Source organism: Oscillospiraceae bacterium, from assembly GCA_022483045.1.
Classification (GTDB): domain Bacteria; phylum Bacillota; class Clostridia; order Oscillospirales; family Acutalibacteraceae; genus Caproicibacterium.
In genome coordinates, this window is the sequence record JAKVOA010000002.1 from 135,369 (window position 1) to 150,808 (window position 15,440).

19 protein-coding genes and 1 pseudogene are annotated in these 15,440 nt (G+C 49.2%); 4 read left to right on the top strand and 16 right to left on the bottom strand.

The features are described 5' to 3' along the window. Positions 1 to 26: 26 nt before the first annotated feature. The 3 genes from rpe to LKE53_09415 are packed head-to-tail and all read left to right on the top strand — an operon-like array spanning position 27 to position 2,462. Positions 27 to 692, top strand: a complete 666-nt coding sequence (rpe, locus tag LKE53_09405) for a ribulose-phosphate 3-epimerase (protein MCH3972957.1) — start codon at positions 27 to 29, stop codon at positions 690 to 692. Beyond that, a complete protein-coding gene (locus tag LKE53_09410; GenBank protein MCH3972958.1) occupies positions 685 to 1,515 on the top strand; it encodes a transketolase in 831 nt (276 codons plus the stop codon). Before rpe ends, LKE53_09410 begins: the two co-directional genes overlap by 8 nt. Then, a complete protein-coding gene (locus LKE53_09415) occupies positions 1,512 to 2,462 on the top strand; it encodes a transketolase family protein (GenBank protein MCH3972959.1) in 951 nt (316 codons plus the stop codon). The genes LKE53_09410 and LKE53_09415 overlap by 4 nt, the downstream gene beginning before the upstream one ends. Positions 2,463 to 2,722: 260 nt before the next feature. On the opposite strand, the gene LKE53_09420 is transcribed toward LKE53_09415, so the two are convergent. Continuing rightward, positions 2,723 to 4,054, bottom strand: a complete 1,332-nt coding sequence (locus LKE53_09420; protein ID MCH3972960.1) for an NlpC/P60 family protein — start codon at positions 4,052 to 4,054, stop codon at positions 2,723 to 2,725. 70 nt (positions 4,055 to 4,124) lie between these two features. Between LKE53_09420 and LKE53_09425 the strand changes: the two genes are divergently transcribed. Continuing rightward, entirely contained in the window at positions 4,125 to 4,460 is a 336-nt protein-coding gene (locus LKE53_09425) for a hypothetical protein (GenBank protein MCH3972961.1), read from the top strand. A gap of 173 nt (positions 4,461 to 4,633) precedes the next feature. Here the strand turns inward: LKE53_09425 and LKE53_09430 are convergent, their stop codons facing one another. From LKE53_09430 to LKE53_09500, 15 genes and pseudogenes are all read right to left on the bottom strand, one after another. Then, entirely contained in the window at positions 4,634 to 5,296 is a 663-nt protein-coding gene (locus LKE53_09430) for a zinc-ribbon domain-containing protein (protein MCH3972962.1), read from the bottom strand. Positions 5,297 to 5,646: 350 nt separating this feature from the next. Next, positions 5,647 to 5,907 carry a hypothetical protein gene (locus LKE53_09435; GenBank protein MCH3972963.1) on the bottom strand — a complete coding sequence of 87 codons (261 nt, stop codon included), beginning with the start codon at positions 5,905 to 5,907 and terminating at the stop codon, positions 5,647 to 5,649. 97 nt (positions 5,908 to 6,004) lie between these two features. After that, positions 6,005 to 6,628: pseudogene (locus LKE53_09440) on the bottom strand (CatB-related O-acetyltransferase). Between the two features lie 185 nt (positions 6,629 to 6,813). After that, positions 6,814 to 7,557, bottom strand: a complete 744-nt coding sequence (locus tag LKE53_09445) for a nucleoside phosphorylase (protein MCH3972964.1) — start codon at positions 7,555 to 7,557, stop codon at positions 6,814 to 6,816. A gap of 103 nt (positions 7,558 to 7,660) precedes the next feature. Beyond that, positions 7,661 to 8,560, bottom strand: coding sequence for an ABC transporter permease (locus tag LKE53_09450; protein MCH3972965.1), 900 nt, complete (start codon positions 8,558 to 8,560; stop codon positions 7,661 to 7,663). After that, on the bottom strand, positions 8,557 to 9,468 hold the full coding sequence (locus tag LKE53_09455) for an ABC transporter ATP-binding protein (protein ID MCH3972966.1): 912 nt from the start codon (positions 9,466 to 9,468) through the stop codon (positions 8,557 to 8,559). The genes LKE53_09450 and LKE53_09455 overlap by 4 nt, the downstream gene beginning before the upstream one ends. 3 nt (positions 9,469 to 9,471) lie before the next feature. Beyond that, a complete protein-coding gene (locus LKE53_09460; protein MCH3972967.1) occupies positions 9,472 to 10,020 on the bottom strand; it encodes a CDP-alcohol phosphatidyltransferase family protein in 549 nt (182 codons plus the stop codon). Then, positions 10,017 to 10,970, bottom strand: a complete 954-nt coding sequence (locus LKE53_09465) for a hypothetical protein (GenBank protein ID MCH3972968.1) — start codon at positions 10,968 to 10,970, stop codon at positions 10,017 to 10,019. Before LKE53_09465 ends, LKE53_09460 begins: the two co-directional genes overlap by 4 nt. Before the next feature lie 2 nt (positions 10,971 to 10,972). Then, on the bottom strand, positions 10,973 to 11,146 hold the full coding sequence (locus LKE53_09470; GenBank protein MCH3972969.1) for a hypothetical protein: 174 nt from the start codon (positions 11,144 to 11,146) through the stop codon (positions 10,973 to 10,975). Beyond that, positions 11,118 to 11,258: a hypothetical protein gene (locus LKE53_09475; protein ID MCH3972970.1), complete on the bottom strand. Its 141-nt coding sequence runs from the start codon at positions 11,256 to 11,258 to the stop codon at positions 11,118 to 11,120. The genes LKE53_09470 and LKE53_09475 overlap by 29 nt, the downstream gene beginning before the upstream one ends. 84 nt (positions 11,259 to 11,342) lie before the next feature. Next, entirely contained in the window at positions 11,343 to 12,101 is a 759-nt protein-coding gene (locus LKE53_09480) for a class I SAM-dependent methyltransferase (protein ID MCH3972971.1), read from the bottom strand. A 94-nt stretch (positions 12,102 to 12,195) separates the two neighbouring features. Beyond that, positions 12,196 to 12,864 (bottom strand): phosphatase PAP2 family protein, encoded by a 669-nt coding sequence (locus tag LKE53_09485; GenBank protein ID MCH3972972.1) that lies wholly within the window; start codon positions 12,862 to 12,864, stop codon positions 12,196 to 12,198. Positions 12,865 to 12,971: 107 nt separating this feature from the next. Continuing rightward, positions 12,972 to 13,577 carry a helix-turn-helix domain-containing protein gene (locus LKE53_09490; protein ID MCH3972973.1) on the bottom strand — a complete coding sequence of 202 codons (606 nt, stop codon included), beginning with the start codon at positions 13,575 to 13,577 and terminating at the stop codon, positions 12,972 to 12,974. A gap of 647 nt (positions 13,578 to 14,224) precedes the next feature. Beyond that, positions 14,225 to 14,674 (bottom strand): hypothetical protein, encoded by a 450-nt coding sequence (locus LKE53_09495; GenBank protein ID MCH3972974.1) that lies wholly within the window; start codon positions 14,672 to 14,674, stop codon positions 14,225 to 14,227. Positions 14,675 to 14,912: 238 nt separating this feature from the next. Then, positions 14,913 to 15,437 carry a GNAT family N-acetyltransferase gene (locus LKE53_09500; protein ID MCH3972975.1) on the bottom strand — a complete coding sequence of 175 codons (525 nt, stop codon included), beginning with the start codon at positions 15,435 to 15,437 and terminating at the stop codon, positions 14,913 to 14,915. Positions 15,438 to 15,440: the final 3 nt, after the last annotated feature.

Consider the following 15,440-nt stretch of genomic DNA (forward strand, 5'->3'; position numbering starts at 1 on the left):
ACTTTCTGTGGAACAAGGAGGCCCCCATGGCAAAACTGGCACCCTCAATATTATCCGCGGATTTTTCCGCTTTGGGCCGCGATATCCGCCTAATAGACGCTTCTCAGGCGGCGTATATTCACATTGATGTAATGGACGGCCTTTTTGTACCGAATCTTTCGTTTGGCATGCCCATTGTCAAGGCCATACGCAAAGACACCACAAAGCCCTTTGATGTACACCTGATGATACAGGAACCCGACACCTACCTTGCCGCTTTTCGTGCGGCCGGCGCGGATATCCTGACCGTGCATGCAGAGGCCTGCGCCCACCTGCACCGCACAGTGCAGGCGATTCGGGCACTTGGGGCAAAGGCCTGCGTCGCCCTAAATCCGGCCACGCCGCTTTCGGCCCTGCGGTATGTGCTGCCCGACCTGGATATGGTGCTGCTAATGACGGTCGAGCCCGGCTTTGGCGGTGCTGCCTATATCCCCGCCATGACACGAAAAATTTCCGACCTGCGCGAAATGATTCAGGGCGCCGGCCTTTCTACGGAAATTGAGGTGGACGGCGGCATTACCCTGCAAAACGCCGCCGAGGTCATTCGCGCCGGTGCAGATGTGCTTGTGGCGGGCTCTGCGGTTTTTCACGACGATATTTCTGCAAACATCAGCCATTTCTATCAGATTTTTCAGGAGGCAGACCATGAATAAACAGCTTTTGCTGCAAAAGGCAAACAAAATCCGCCAGGATATTGTCACCTCTATTCACAGCGCCAAAGCCGGGCACCCCGGCGGCAGCCTGTCTGCAGCGGATATTTTTACGTATTTGTATTTTCAGGAACTGCGCATTGACCCCGCCGCGCCAAAGGACCCCGGCCGCGACCGCTTTGTGCTTTCCAAGGGCCACACCGCCCCGGGGCTGTACAGTGCCCTGGCCGAGCGCGGCTATTTTTCCACTGCGCTGCTGCCCACTCTGCGGCACATCGGCTCTATCCTGCAGGGACACCCCGACATGAAGCATATCCCCGGCGTAGATATGTCGAGCGGCTCTTTGGGGCAGGGCGTTTCCGCTGCGGTGGGCATGGCGCTCTCTGCCAAAATCAGCGGCAGCAGCTACCGTGTGTACACCCTGCTGGGGGACGGCGAAATACAGGAAGGCCAGGTGTGGGAGGCCGCCATGTTTGCCGGCTCTCATCACTTAGACAACCTTGTCGTCATTGTAGACAACAACAACCTGCAAATTGACGGCCCGATTACCGAAGTCAACTCTCCCTACCCGATTGATGCAAAATTTAAGGCTTTCAATTTTTACGTCATCAATGTCACAGACGGCAACGACTTTGACCAGCTGGACACCGCTTTTCAGGAAGCAAAGGCTGTCAAGGGAATGCCGGTTGCCATTATTGCAAAGACCGTAAAGGGCAAGGGCGTTTCCTATATGGAAAACCAGGTGGGCTGGCACGGCAAGGCCCCCAATGACGAGCAGTATCAGCTTGCAATGGACGAGCTTAAAAAGGCAGGTGCACAGTTATGACCGAAAGCAAAAAAATAGCCACCCGTGAAAGTTACGGCAATGCCGTCACCGAGCTGGGTGCGCAGCACCCCGAAATTGTTGTACTGGACGCGGACCTTGCCGCCGCCACCAAGACCGCTATTTTTAAAAAGCGCTTTCCTGAGCGCTTCATCGACTGCGGCATTGCCGAGGCAAATATGATGGGCATAGCGGCGGGGCTTGCCGCAACCGGCAAAGTGCCGTTTGCCAGTTCGTTTGCCATGTTTGCGGCCGGCCGGGCTTTCGAGCAGGTGCGCAATTCCATTGGCTACCCACATTTAAATGTAAAGATCGGCGCGACCCACGCCGGCATTTCCGTTGGCGAAGACGGCGCGACCCACCAGTGCAATGAAGATATCGCGCTGATGCGCAGCATTCCGGGTATGGTCGTTGTCAATCCCGCGGATGATGTCGAGGCGCGCGCCGCGGTAAAGGCCGCCTACCTGCACGAAGGCCCGGTGTACATGCGCTTTGGGCGGCTGGCCGTGCCGGTGATCAACGATGTGCCCGGCTACCAGTTTGTGCTGGGCAAAGGTGTGCCCCTGCGCGAGGGCAAAGATGTAACGCTGATTGCCACCGGTCTGTGTGTTTCTGAAACGCTGGCCGCTGCAGAGGTTCTTTCGGCACAGGGCATTGCCGCGCAGGTCATCAATATCCACACCATTAAGCCCCTGGACCAAGCGCTGGTCCTAAAGGCGGCGGCTAAGACCGGCCTGGTCGTCACCATTGAGGAGCACTCGGTCATCGGCGGCCTGGGCAGTGCTGTCTGCGACTGCCTAAGCCAAAACCTGCCGACCCGCGTATGCAAAATCGGCATGAACGACACGTTTGGCGAGTCTGGGCCGGCCCTCAAATTGCTGGCCAAATACGGGCTGGACGCCGCGGGGATCGCCGCAAAGGTCGCCGCTTTTGTAAAAGAATCACAGTAATTTCCGCAGGCAAAAGAATCAAACATTGTACGGAATTGATATGTAAGAAACATTAGCTCTTCTCCTATGTTCACCGATAAAACCCTGTTCACCCTGTTTTGTTATCCCAAGAAGCCCTGCGCACGGGTGCTTTCCCCACCCCGCGCAGGGCTTTCTGTCGCCGAAGCGGGCGCTGAAACCACAAAAAATCCCGGCAGACACGTTTTGCGTATCTGTCGGGACTTTATTTATTCTGTATGTAATTCTGTACGGAATTGATCTTACACGCGGCCGTAGCTGCAGCTGGTCCAGATAGAAGAAATCTTTACAACATCGCCGGTCTGCGGTGCATGAAGGATCTGGCCGTTGCCCACGTAAATGCCAACGTGGTAAATATTATCAGAGCTGCCGAAGAAGACCAAGTCGCCAACCTGCGGGTTAGAAACCTTTGTGCTCATATTGTACAGGTCCTGTGCAGTGCAGCGGGAAATGCCGTACACATAGCACACAAGGCCGCTGCAGTCAAAGGAATCCGGGCCAGCCGCGCCCCATACATAGGGCTTGCCAAGCTGTGCCTCAGCGAGGCCCAAAACACCGGAAGCAGAGCCGATGGAAGAGTGGCTGCTGCTGGAAGAAGAGCTGGAAGAAGAACTGCCCTTGTTGCTGCTGCCGCTGTTTCCGCTGCTATGGGTTGTTGTTGTGCTGTTGCTGTTGTTAGTGCTGTTGCTGTTGTTATTACTGCTCTGGGTTGTGCTGTTGCCGGTGTTGTTGTTGCTGTTGTTGCTGTTGCCGGCAGTCTGGGTGGTTCCGGTACTCTTGGTGCTCTGGCTGTCAGAGCCGGAAGTACTTGTGGAAGAGCTGGAGGAAGAAGTCTTGGTGCAGCTCTCGATTGCTGCCGCAGCCTTTGCTGCCTGCATATCCAAAGTAGCGTTCTGGTCCTGCAGGTCAATTTCTTCCTGGCCTGCTTCTTTTAAGTAAGCATTGGTTTCTTCCAGTGCGGCAGAAAGCTCAGAGTGCTTGCTGTCATAGCTGGTTTTTGCCGCTACAGCCTTTTGGCGCTGGGTTGCAATAGAGGTCTTTTCAGCCTCGACCGCGGCCTTGTCGGCTTTCAGGCGGTTAATCAGGGTGGTGTCGTGGTCGGTTACGACCGAAACGGCCTCTGCCTTGTCGTACAGGTCAGAAACATCGCCCGCAGAAAGCAGTACCTGCAGGTTGCTTGCGCCGCCTGCCATATACAGGGCGCGCAGGCGCTCTTTCAGCTTGGCGGTATCTGTGGTAATCTCTTTCTGCTTTGCGTTAATGCGGGTCTGTGCCTGCTGCATCTGCTGGTCTAAGTCGGTTACCTGGTTGCTGTAGTCATTCATCTGGGCCTCAATGACATCCAGCTGCGACTGCAGCGTTGTACCATAGGCCTCTTTCTGGCTTTTATCAGAGCGCAGCTGTGCCAGTTTTTGGTTGTTTTCCTGCTGCTGGGCAGCGTAATCAGACTGTTTATTTTTAAGGCTGTCCACACTGTCTGCTGCGAATGACTGTACCGGGGTCAAAGCAACTGCACAAGAAGCAGCTAAAGCGATCGCTAAAATTCGGGTTTTCATATGTACACTTTTCTCCATGCAACATCCTTCTTTCCACTGTAATGGTTACATTGTATTACAACTTCTTGAACAAGTTGTTAACAAAAGCATGATTTATAACATTTTTGTTTTTATTTTTTGCGGTACTTGGGAAATACGCCGATTGATCCTGCAGAATGCAAGCCCTGCCTGCGGCCGTTTCCGCAATTCAGGGTATTCTGTTGACATAAACAGGGTTATTATACCGTACTTTTCCGGCCTTGTCAAACGCTTTGCGCGGTTTTCCGGCAAAAAAGTCCCCCTCAGGCATTGCGCGCAAGGGGGATTTTCTCATTTTATCTGTTCTCTATTTTATTTTGGCGGCGTTCTGCAGGCATTTTTGTATCAAGCCCGTACAGCATTACTTTTCCAGCGGCTTCATCGTTGGGATTTCGGCGGTGGATGATTTGATGGAGTACAATGCCATACTAATCCCTACTTTCATACTATCGGGCTCATTGGCAGCCCTACGATCTTCTACCGTTTCCTACTTTGGGTTTGTCCCCATGGAGTAAGGCGTGGTGTATGTGGTGTAAGTCTCGTTTTTGTTGACCACCCAAATTTTATCAAGATATTATATCACAAATCTGCCGAGTTTACAATAGATTGGAGTTCTTTCAATCTCCACTCACAGAATTTTCTATGTATGAGCTCAATATCCTCTTCTTCGTTGGATGGAAGATAAACATGGACAGTTTGAAATGCTGCCTTTATCTTTCTGGCGTATTCGACTTCGGAGCATCCTTTCCGATGAGGAATCCAGACATACTCTACGCCTCGTTTGCCGCACATATACTCTTTCACGATGCCTGTTGCCTGCGGCCTTTGATACCGTGAGCTTTGGTGGTCTATCGCAAGGCCAAGCTCAGGTATATACAACTCAAGTGGAACGCCAAGAACAGTATCTGTGTTCGTAATCACCCGCACATTCTTCCGACTGGCATACAGCATGACAAGCAGTTGAGGAACGGTCTCATGAAACTCGGCTTCGCAGTATCTACAATCCTGCCCGTCAACAGCTCTGTCCCGTATCTCAGCTTTCCAAGGGTGCCCATGCGGACATTTCCACCAGACGCTCCGTAAGGAGTTGCGAGAGAGCGAAGCTGGGCTCAGTCCTCCGTTTTTCTCGCTGTCCCACTCCTGCGACAGCTCCGGGTCTGTTGTGGAAAGGTCATTGTAACCGGGCTTCACCGCCCTATCTGCGCATACCTGACAGACCGTGCCTTTTACTCTGGACTTCACCAGCGATTTCTACTCAAAGCCGCAGGTCTTGCATTTCCACCAAACATTACGCTGTGACCGCTCATTGACTGTATCCGGCGATAAAGGCAAATTGCGTTCTGACCATTCACCCGCAAGTTCAGGGTGCATAGTAGCAAAGTCATTAATGTGTTGCAGCACCGGACGGCTTTGCCGTGCAGGCGCTAAGCAGCGTCAGGATGCAGAGCGCCGACGCGAGAATGGTTATCATCTTTTTCATGTGTTCCTCCAACATATTTGCGTTATTTCCGCGACACGCGGTACCAGTTCAAAACCGCCGTCAGAGCGTCCGGTGACACATATATTTTATTGCCCATTCAGGCGATTGCTTTTCAGTTTGAGCAATAGCGGTTTGCCGACTGCGGAAGGGTTTCCTGTTCCAGAAGATCAAGATATCCGCTGATGGCGGTCAGCGGCGTGCGCAGATCGTGGGAGATGTTCGTCACCGCCGTCTTCAGCTCCGCGTCTCCGTTTTGCAGTCTGCGGCGCTCGTCCCGGAGTGTGCGGAGCTGCAGGTTTATCTCCGAGACAAGGCGGCGGACGTTTTTGTCGGCGGAGGATATGGAGATCAGCGTGTTGGTATCCGTGGACATTTTCTCGCGCAGTTCTTCCGTCGCCTCTTTCATGCTCCGCCGCAGCGAGAGCAGGCAAAGCAGCAGTACGGCGGCGGCAAGCGCCAACACACCAACCACGATGTAACCCCATACTGCCGCTCTGTATAGCAGGAATGTTTCTTGCGATTTTATCTCTGTCCCAATCCCACCAGCGCAGCGCAAGGAGCTGTGCGACGGTCTCCTCGTCAAAGCGTTTGCGAATGGGCTTTGCCGGTACGCCTCCAACAATGGTGTAGGGCGGCACGTCCTTGGTCACCACAGCCCGCGCGCCGATGATGGCTCCGTCACCGATGGTCACGCCGGAGAGAATCACCGCCTCATAGCCGATCCATACATCGTTTCCAATCACAATGTCGCCCTTGTTGTCCCACGCATCCGTGATGTTTTTCACATCCAGCCCCCACTCCTCAAAGAAGATGGGAAACGTATAAGTAGAAAGTGAACGCATGGTATGGTTGGCGCTGGTAAACAGAAACTTTGCGCCGCAAGCGATGGAACAGAATTTTCCAATCACCAGACGGTCTTGGTTGATGGGGTAATGGTACAGCACATTGTTTTGCTGGAAGTCCACCGGGTCGTTGACAAAATCGTTGTAAATGGTGTAATCGCCGACCTCAATATTGGGGTCTGTGATGACGCTTTTTAAATAAATCGTCTGGCTATCACCAGACCTTGGGTAAGTTTTGTTTTGCGGAATCATCTGCATCTTCTCCATTCATTTTTATTCTGAGACAATTCCGCCTGTCACAATGCAGCGCTTCACCGATATCACCTCTACAGCTTCGTGTTTTTCTCTATCCTTCATCCCGGCAACCCGGAATTAATTGTGTTAAACATCCTCAAATCATCCAGATTGGGTGATTATCCCGAAATACATCAAACGTATTACATTGCCGCACACGCATCAAGGGCCATTCTTAACACGTTTTCCCGAATAGAAGTTTGGCTATCCCAATCTCTGTGATCCCATTCAACTCCGGCCAGATTATCACCGGCATAGAGGATTTGCCCAAACTCCACTTTGTTGTATTGAGCAACCGCCATATATGCAGAGGCTTCCATATCGACTGTGACGCAGCCTTCACCGATACGCTGCTGTATTTTGGCAGGTGTTTCTCTGTAAAATGCGTCTGTTGTCCATGTCTTTGCTTTTATGTAGGGGACACCGTGCTGGGTTAATATGTTCTCGACCACGCCCACACCACGCTCGTCAGCGGCAATCTCTCTTGCAGCTTTGACATAATGATACGAGGTGCCTTCATCTCTGACTGCTGCCGTTGGAATGATGAGGTGGCCGACCGCAATATCCTTTTGCAAAACTCCGCATCCGCCGCAGGCAATATATTTGCGGCATCCCAAGGCCGTCAGCACCTCCATTTGAACCGCAGCTCCCGGAGCACCCACATACGCCACAGCCAATGCTATTTTTTTACCTTTGTATTCCAGCCCATAAATAGGAAGCTTGATGGCTTCCGCTCCAAAATAAGTAATCAGCCTATGGGGATACTCTCCCAGCACTTTTTTAATCGCCTCACCAAAGTTACACACGACACACCTTTTCGCGATATCAATCGGTTTGAAAATGCGAGTGGGTCTAATTACGGCATTTTTATCCTCATCGTATTCCAAAATGGGGAATGTTTCTTTTTTTATCCTATTTTTCTCCCACTATACCAGTTCTATCTTTCAACGATTCTCGCTTGTAATCCCCTTAATATATGAGAAATGATATTCAAGATTTTGCCTTGGCCTTCAAACAGTTATACAGCACATACAGTCCGATCAGCAGGAGCACCGCACCGCCCAAAATCACATACATAGTCCCAATCTCCACTTTATCCCCAAAGAAATAGAGGTTGCAGTCCACGGAATCACGGATTTTTTTCACTACCTCTGCTGGGAAGCCCTGGGCAGCCATTTTCCGATAAGCACCTGCCATAGCATGGTTGCGTAAAAGCGAGGTACCGTAGGTACCGGGGAGGAAGGACAATACCTTTTGCAGTCCTTCTCCAAAATTGGAGATAGGCATATACGCACCGCAGATAAAACCGTAGCCCGCGCTGACGATGGTACCCACCGCCGAGCTTTGTCCGGAGGTGGAAAGCGGCGCGTTGATGAGAGATGACAGTGCCGTACCGAACAGCACCAGCAAGACAACGTCCAGCAGCATCAGCATAACATCGGTAACGGTCATATACCAGCCCACGAAGGCCAAATACCCAAGGCAAACAACAAGCGCCGTCAGGCTGATGATCAGCGTTGCGGTAAAGGTTGCAAAGAAATAGCTCATGGCGAGCGTGCTGCTTTTCACGGGAGCCATGGTCAGGTCGTGTCTTGCTCCGGTGATTTTATCATTGACCATCAGCAGATTGGAGCAGAAAGCGACGGTTACACAGCAGACCGCAAGGATGGACGAAATGAGCTGGCCGCCCACCACGCCGTCGATGAGAGCGCCGTCCACCGCAAAGCCCTCCGGCATGGCGGAGGTAAAAGAATCGTTATAAACCTTACCGAGAAAGGTCACATAGAGCACCAGCAGAATGACCGGCGTAATAAGAGAGGTGAAGAACATCCCCTTATCCTTGAAAAACAGCTTGCAGTTGCGCCTTGTTAAAGCAAAAAGTTCCATCATTTCGCACCTCCCACAAGGGTTTTGCCGGTCACGGCAAGAAACACATCATCCATTTTGCCCTTGGTGACCTCAAAGTTGGTAAATACGCCGGGATTGCCGACTATCAGCTCCGTGGCCTTTGCGGAATTCGGCACGGAGATCCGATAGGCGTCCCGAATGGCTTCATAGGGCAGGCCGAACGCCTTAACGATATCCTCCGATGCGCCGTAAAGCGTGATGAAGTCGCCGGTATACCTGTTTTTGAGCATCAGCGGCGTGCCCTCGGCGGCAATTTTTCCGCTGTCCAGAATCACCACATAGTCCGCGTCGGCGGCTTCTTCCATGTAATGGGTGGTCAAAAACACGGTCATATGCTCCTGCTTTCGCAAATCGGACACCACATCCCACAGGAGCTTTCTGGTCTGGGGGTCAAGCCCGGTGGTGGGCTCGTCCAAAATCAAAATCTTCGGTCGATGCAGCAACGCGCGGGCAATGTCGATGCGTCTGCGCTGACCGCCGGATAGCTTGCCCACCGTGCGCCCCAGCAAATCCTCAAAATCCAGCAGCTTCGCAAGCTCCGAAAGACGCTGTTCAAAGTCTTTACCGGTCATGCCGTAAAGTGCCGCTCGGCTTTGCAGGTTATCCCGCACCGTCAGGGGCTTATCCAGCACGGAGTTTTGAAAAACCACGCCCAGCTCCCGTTTGATGGAATCCATATTTTCGTCCGTGCTTTTTCCGCAGATGCGCACGCTGCCGGAGTCTTTTGGGAGTTGTCCGCACATCACAGAAATGGTGGTGCTTTTTCCCGCGCCGTTGACGCCCAAAAAGGCGAACAGTTCGCCCTCCTTCACGCGAAAGGAAAGATCCTGCACGGCTTTGACCTCGCCGAAGCTCTTATGTAAGTGTTCAATTTCAATGATATTTTCCATATTTCATGTTCTCATTTCTTTGTGTAATAAACCTATGCTCCTGCAATCTCGATTGAGACTCTTGGAGCTGATGGTAATGGCAAGCTCCTCTATTGCAGAAATGGCGCATACGGCACATATAAGAATACCGCCGCCTTGCAGCCCAAGCAGAAAACAAATCAGCGGAAAGCCAAACAGCGTAAGCCCGGCGGCCTTGTTTAAATAGGTATGCAGCGCGGAAAACGTATGGTATTTCACATATCCCACTGCATAACCCATTAGGCGCGAAAGCCCAATCGCCGCCACGCAGATCCACAGCCAAAGCGGGATCGCAACAGGACGAAGGACTATGATTGCAGCTGCGCACAAAAGCAGAATGTCCGCTGCGCTGTCAAGCTTTGCACCAAGTTCACTTTCCTGCTTGAGTACCTTTGCCGCTAATCCGTCCAGTATGTCACTGAGACCGGCACACAGGTAGCAAATCCAGAAGGCAGCCGAAAATGGCGTGGTAAACAGCAGCCCGACTGCAAGGAGCATCCGGCAACAAGTGATACTGTTGGCTACGTATTTCATAGGAAGGCTCCGGCGTGATTTGCGCTTTTCTCCATTGTGTATGTTTTCACCACCTTGCCGTATCTGACGCAGCGGCTTTGCACGCTTGTCGCGGTGATGCCCAGCAGGCCGTCCATTTCACGGGCGACGACCACGCATTTTGCGCGGTTAAAGTGGTCGATGATGTAATCCGCCTCTTTGATTTTGCCGCTTGCTTTGCGGCAAAAGCTGCGCATAGGTGCAGCAAGGCTGAATACCCACACCGGCGTGCAAATGGTCACATGGTCATAGTTAGAAAGGTCAATGTTGATTTCTTCGATGGGCATATCCCACCCATGCATACCAAAACGTCCGCACCACCAGAATCCACAAGTACCATCAGTTTTTTCGGTAGATTTTACTTCGTAAATTTCGGCGCCCGTGCGGTTTGCTTCCTCAAAGGCGGCCTTGCGGGTGTAGCCCATGCGGGAGAAATACACCACAAGGCGGCTGTGATCTGTGGCGATGTTGGAATAGTTCTCGATATGTACGGAAAAATGCTCCTGCTCATAGAAAATGAGCGCCGCGCAGCCGGTAGCCGCCTGCAAAAAGCCGAAAATGAAAAATGCGGTGGACATAAAGTTCAGAGGAAAGATAACGAACTGGATCACGATCCACGCCATCAGCGTCACGCCGAAAATCGTTCCGCAGACGACGCCGGATTTTTTCTTTGCAAACATCAACGCCGCCGCAATCAAATTCGTGATGCCGTTGACGCACAGCAGCGCGATGCCGGGGAAGGTGAAATTTTGAAACAGAATGTCCGCAAAGGGCAATACCTGAAAATATGGGAGCATTCCCTGCATGCCCATGATGCTGCCGTCCGGCGCCGTCAGCATACACGCAGCTCCCCCAACAGCGCCAATGCCGATGAACAGGCACCAAAAGATCAGGATTTTTCTCGCTGTGTTATATCTTGAATGTGCTGTCATACTTACGCTCCCTTTTTGATGGACATACCTACGGCCAGGCCCAAAAGTATACCCAGACTGATACCTGTGGCGATATCTATGATACCGGTTGTGCCAAATACAACACCCATACACATGCCGTCCGTCATGTGATTGTCGGTGACTTTTTTATTGTCTGTCGCCCGCTTGATCTTCACCGTTCGCATCCCGGCTTTTTGCGTGTTCGCGTTTCACCGCGTTTGCCAGAATGATCGCAATGGCAATTCCGATCGCTACCCATGGCAGCGCCGCAGAAATAAATTCTTTCATCTTTTTTTCTCCTATTTTATTGGTATGTATCGCGGGCCCTTTGCGAGCCGCGCTGTATCGCCACTTCTTCCTGGTTCATTTAGGCTATCTCTTTTGTGATATCACCATAAGCTGCAAGCCGTTTTCACCGGCAGCGGAGCCGTTATAGTCACAAAACTTTTTTACAGTGCGCAGTCCGTGTGCTTTCATGATTTCATCTATTTCCGCGCTGTGATACAGCCTTGTGGGATTCCCGTATTCAAAATTCGGCGACCTTACAGCGTCTCCGTAATGAAAATCATTCTGACCATATAGAAGAATGTTGGTATCCTTGTCCCATTCAAAAACGGAAAGTGTCAGGCTTCGTTCACCCGCATCCCACAATTTGCAAGGGTAGTGGGTATCTGCGTAGTCGGCGCTCATAATGTCCATAAAATGCTGACCGCCGGGTTTGAGCGCGCGTGACACAACATCGAAGATTTTCAGGTTTTCTTCCTCATTTTCAAGATACCCGACCGCGCCGTCCGCCATATTGAGAACGACGTCAAATTCTTCCTGAAAGGAAACGTCCCGAATATCCGAGAGAATGAATTCCGCAGGCAGGTTTTCCTTTTCTGCCGCAGAGCGCGCATCGTCGATAAACGCTTTCGTGATGTCCACGCCGACGACGGAATAACCGCGCCGTGCAAATTCCAGAGAATGTCTGCCATATCCACAGGCAAGATCAAGAATTCGCTCGTTTCCGCGAAGTCCCAACTCCCGAATGAGGAACGACACCTCATTTCCCGTGTTTTCCGTCCACGACTGTTTCTTGATATCAAGATTCCAGCAGGTTTTATACCAGTCTGATGGTTCTTTTTTCATATTCAAAACCAAAGATTCTCCTCTCGCATCCTGTTTTTCTCCTGCCAAAGGCAGCGCACCGCTTGTGCGGAAAAATGCTCATAACAGAAATGCTCTATTGGTCTGACTTTTTAGAGCCAATCAGTTTGTTCGCGGAAAAATACAGCATCACAAGAGCCGAACTTAGCAATGCACCACCTAAAATATCCGTGAACCAATGCACTCCGGATACCAGTCGTCCCATAACCATAAGGCCTGTAAAAATACCGCAAAAAGCATTAACGATATTTCTTGCTTTACTGTTTTTGATGAAACAACTAAACTGCATCATAGCGGTTGGCATAACACACATAACAAGCATAGTGGTCGAGGATGGATAAGAAGCCTCTAATAAACCGTTAATCAGGATGGGACGGTAATTTACAATGTTACATTCAAAAAATAAATAGCATGCCAAGACGATGATATAGAAACCGCCTAATACTAAGATGCTGCTGTCTACTTTAAACAGACTTCTTCTTTTAATGAATTGACATAGTCCAAGCATTGCAAATCCCAACATAATTGGTAACGTTAAAAAACTTGCCCAATCAGTAATCGTGTAGAGTGTCATATTGACACCAACCGAATTGTGCACCCATTCATTTACTGTCGCAAATCCAACTGATGATTCCTGCGGTCCGATTGGTTTAACATCAATAAAAATGACCAGTAAAGTAAAGAGGATGAAGGCTATCAGCAGACCTGCTGATATGATAAAACTTTTAGCGTTCTTTGTTTTCATGAAGAAACTCCTCCTAATAATGTATTGGCAAAGTGCCTGTCTATACATTACTTGAAGTAGCTTGGAAAAGTAAGAATTGCTCCTTCACCCTTGTGATACTTTCCGTGTCATTGCCTTTTTATCAGTAATACTCCTTTAATGAGCAAGAAAAAGAAGGTGAACATGGCTGCATAGGGCTGTAGACTGAGCATAAAGATCAAACAGCAGCAAGCGCTTAAAGATAACGAAATAAAGCGCTTGCTTTTTACCCATAACGCAGATGTGCAATTTTGCAGCGCTAATGTCACAATGCCATACAGTATTGTTGCCACCGTTAAAATTATATATAGGGTCTTAATGTACCACATAGTTTCTGTCAAGTTGACAAGGCTAACCTGATAGATAATGTTGTCTGACCGCTGACCAAAAAACGGCAGAAACAGAAACATAGCCACAGCACAATCCAACATTCCAAATACAATATCGTGAACGTGGTACAGTTTTTGATGATTATCTTTTTCAGCCGCTACAAGTAGCTCTTGTCCCGATATTAGATCGTCAATCGTAATGGAAAAATACTCGGCTATGGCTTTGAGAGAATCAATGCTCGGATAGCCACGACCCGACTCCCATTTTGATATGGCAGTTCTTGACACGAATAAAACTTCAGCAAGTTCTTCTTGTGTTAAATTCTTTTGTTTTCGTAATTCTTGTAGCTTTCGACTTAGTTCCATTAAAAGCAATCACCTCCCTTGCGATAAAATTATATGGTTTTTCCTGATAAATACGGTACACCGCTTGTACAGTAAAATGATATAATCTCAGCTATGATAAAGAGATAGTTATCTGTTCTTTTTTAGTGCAATTACGAAAGATACGCTTGTTGATGTCATCAGTATTGCAAGTATGTCAGACATTAGCAATTGCGAAAGTGCCGCCCAAGGAACCGGCTCAAGCGGCCAAGGCTCAATGAAAGTGGCAAGACAGCCCCGAAAAACCCATACTATCGTTAGAAAACAATAAAAGATAATAACTTCCTTATTGCCGCTGAAAGCTTTACTCCCGAAGATCGTTAATAAAAGACTAAGACCAAATAGGAGCAGCGAAAAGCAAAGATTTATGTAATCAATGCCAACGATTAAGTTTTCATATTGCATTGGCAGATAAATCATACCACTGAAACATCACTGGCACGAAGAAATGCCATAGGCCGACTACCATACTCGAAACCACTGTGAAATAATATATGATTTTTCTTGCTTTCATAAAATATTTCTCGCTTTCACATAATACGAACTTGCCAACCGTTTGCAGTTTGCATGTTATGAAACAAACCGCACATTCCTATTCACTGCATATTGGTTGTACCTGCAATCAAGTTTTATTTTTTTGTGCCTAACACCGCATTTTTATAACTGATTGCGATATGACATGGTGCAAAGATGACAGACGATATCATCAGGGGCCAATAGCGGCTTAAAATTCCGCTTATGATAAAGATGCATGACGGGATGATCGATAACGTCAAAGCTCTGAAAATGCTGTTTTTCTTAAAGAATATGATCCAAACCAAACAGTATATCGCAGTCAAAACCGCATCAATGACCAGATACAGGGCGAAGGCTTCATCCGATAAAAAGCCGAACCCACATCCCGGAATGGTAAGTACCATAAAACCAAAGCAACCAAATCTTCCGATCTGTTCAAGAATCTCGACAGCCTTATTGCTCCACAGGTTCTGAAAAACATCTTTGTTCCTTGCAGCAAAGATTATATTGGGGACCATAATTGCCAGCATAATTATAAGACCGTATATATTAATCCATTCCATTGATTGACCCCACGAATTTAATCGTCTTATCTTTTACTGCTTCTACTGATGTTTGAGCTTAGCAAACAAACGCCAGAAAATAAAAATACAATCCAAATCCAAATATTCTCATGATTTACTGCATTATAAATCAGGCAAATCAGACTAAGTATAATCTGTGTTATCGAACAATATAGTCCTACTTTTTGTGATGTTACTTTCTTATTCTTCACTTTCTCCTCCACAAATTCAAATATATTCAGCAAATTGCAAGCTCCATCTGCAAATCATTGGGGTCTGCCGCAAACAGTTCGTTGTTGATCTCGGTCGCATCTTGAAAACCTGCTTTTCTGTAAAATGCAACAGTATCTTCTGCCGAAGCTGCACAAACATAGATTTTATCTGCGCCATGTTCCCGTGCCGCATCCTTGAGCATTTCAACTAACTTTTTCCCTATGCCACGGCTGCGATATTCGTGAGAAACAAACAGTTGATCTAAAAGAACATATCTTCTGCTCTCTCCGAATACTTCTGCATTCACCATACCATAACCAACCAGTGCACCATCATCAAAGCACCCCACTGCGGTTCCTCCGCCTTTGATCGTATTCTCAAAGTGCTCCATATGCCACGGCAGACCGTTAGGCAGCTCATGCTCCTCCCAATTGACCGGCACAAGAATGCGTTTGCCCTCCACGGTTCTCCAGGCGTTCCCAATATACCACTCGGCATCTATCTCTTTAATTCGCTCCGATTCACTTGCTGTCATGATTCGATATTCCATAGC

Excerpts from the sequence above, each read along its gene's own strand:
- rpe (MCH3972957.1), top strand. The coding sequence starts at position 27 with ATGGCAAAACTGGCACCCTCAATATTATCCGCGGATTTTTCCGCTTTG.
- LKE53_09410 (MCH3972958.1), top strand. The coding sequence starts at position 685 with ATGAATAAACAGCTTTTGCTGCAAAAGGCAAACAAAATCCGCCAGGAT.
- LKE53_09415 (MCH3972959.1), top strand. The coding sequence starts at position 1,512 with ATGACCGAAAGCAAAAAAATAGCCACCCGTGAAAGTTACGGCAATGCC.
- LKE53_09420 (MCH3972960.1), bottom strand. The coding sequence starts at position 4,054 with ATGGAGAAAAGTGTACATATGAAAACCCGAATTTTAGCGATCGCTTTA.
- LKE53_09425 (MCH3972961.1), top strand. The coding sequence starts at position 4,125 with ATGATTTATAACATTTTTGTTTTTATTTTTTGCGGTACTTGGGAAATA.
- LKE53_09435 (MCH3972963.1), bottom strand. The coding sequence starts at position 5,907 with ATGTCCACGGATACCAACACGCTGATCTCCATATCCTCCGCCGACAAA.
- LKE53_09450 (MCH3972965.1), bottom strand. The coding sequence starts at position 8,560 with ATGATGGAACTTTTTGCTTTAACAAGGCGCAACTGCAAGCTGTTTTTC.
- LKE53_09455 (MCH3972966.1), bottom strand. The coding sequence starts at position 9,468 with ATGGAAAATATCATTGAAATTGAACACTTACATAAGAGCTTCGGCGAG.
- LKE53_09460 (MCH3972967.1), bottom strand. The coding sequence starts at position 10,020 with ATGAAATACGTAGCCAACAGTATCACTTGTTGCCGGATGCTCCTTGCA.
- LKE53_09465 (MCH3972968.1), bottom strand. The coding sequence starts at position 10,970 with ATGACAGCACATTCAAGATATAACACAGCGAGAAAAATCCTGATCTTT.
- LKE53_09475 (MCH3972970.1), bottom strand. The coding sequence starts at position 11,258 with ATGAAAGAATTTATTTCTGCGGCGCTGCCATGGGTAGCGATCGGAATT.
- LKE53_09480 (MCH3972971.1), bottom strand. The coding sequence starts at position 12,101 with ATGAAAAAAGAACCATCAGACTGGTATAAAACCTGCTGGAATCTTGAT.
- LKE53_09485 (MCH3972972.1), bottom strand. The coding sequence starts at position 12,864 with ATGAAAACAAAGAACGCTAAAAGTTTTATCATATCAGCAGGTCTGCTG.
- LKE53_09490 (MCH3972973.1), bottom strand. The coding sequence starts at position 13,577 with ATGGAACTAAGTCGAAAGCTACAAGAATTACGAAAACAAAAGAATTTA.
- LKE53_09495 (MCH3972974.1), bottom strand. The coding sequence starts at position 14,674 with ATGGAATGGATTAATATATACGGTCTTATAATTATGCTGGCAATTATG.
- LKE53_09500 (MCH3972975.1), bottom strand. The coding sequence starts at position 15,437 with ATGGAATATCGAATCATGACAGCAAGTGAATCGGAGCGAATTAAAGAG.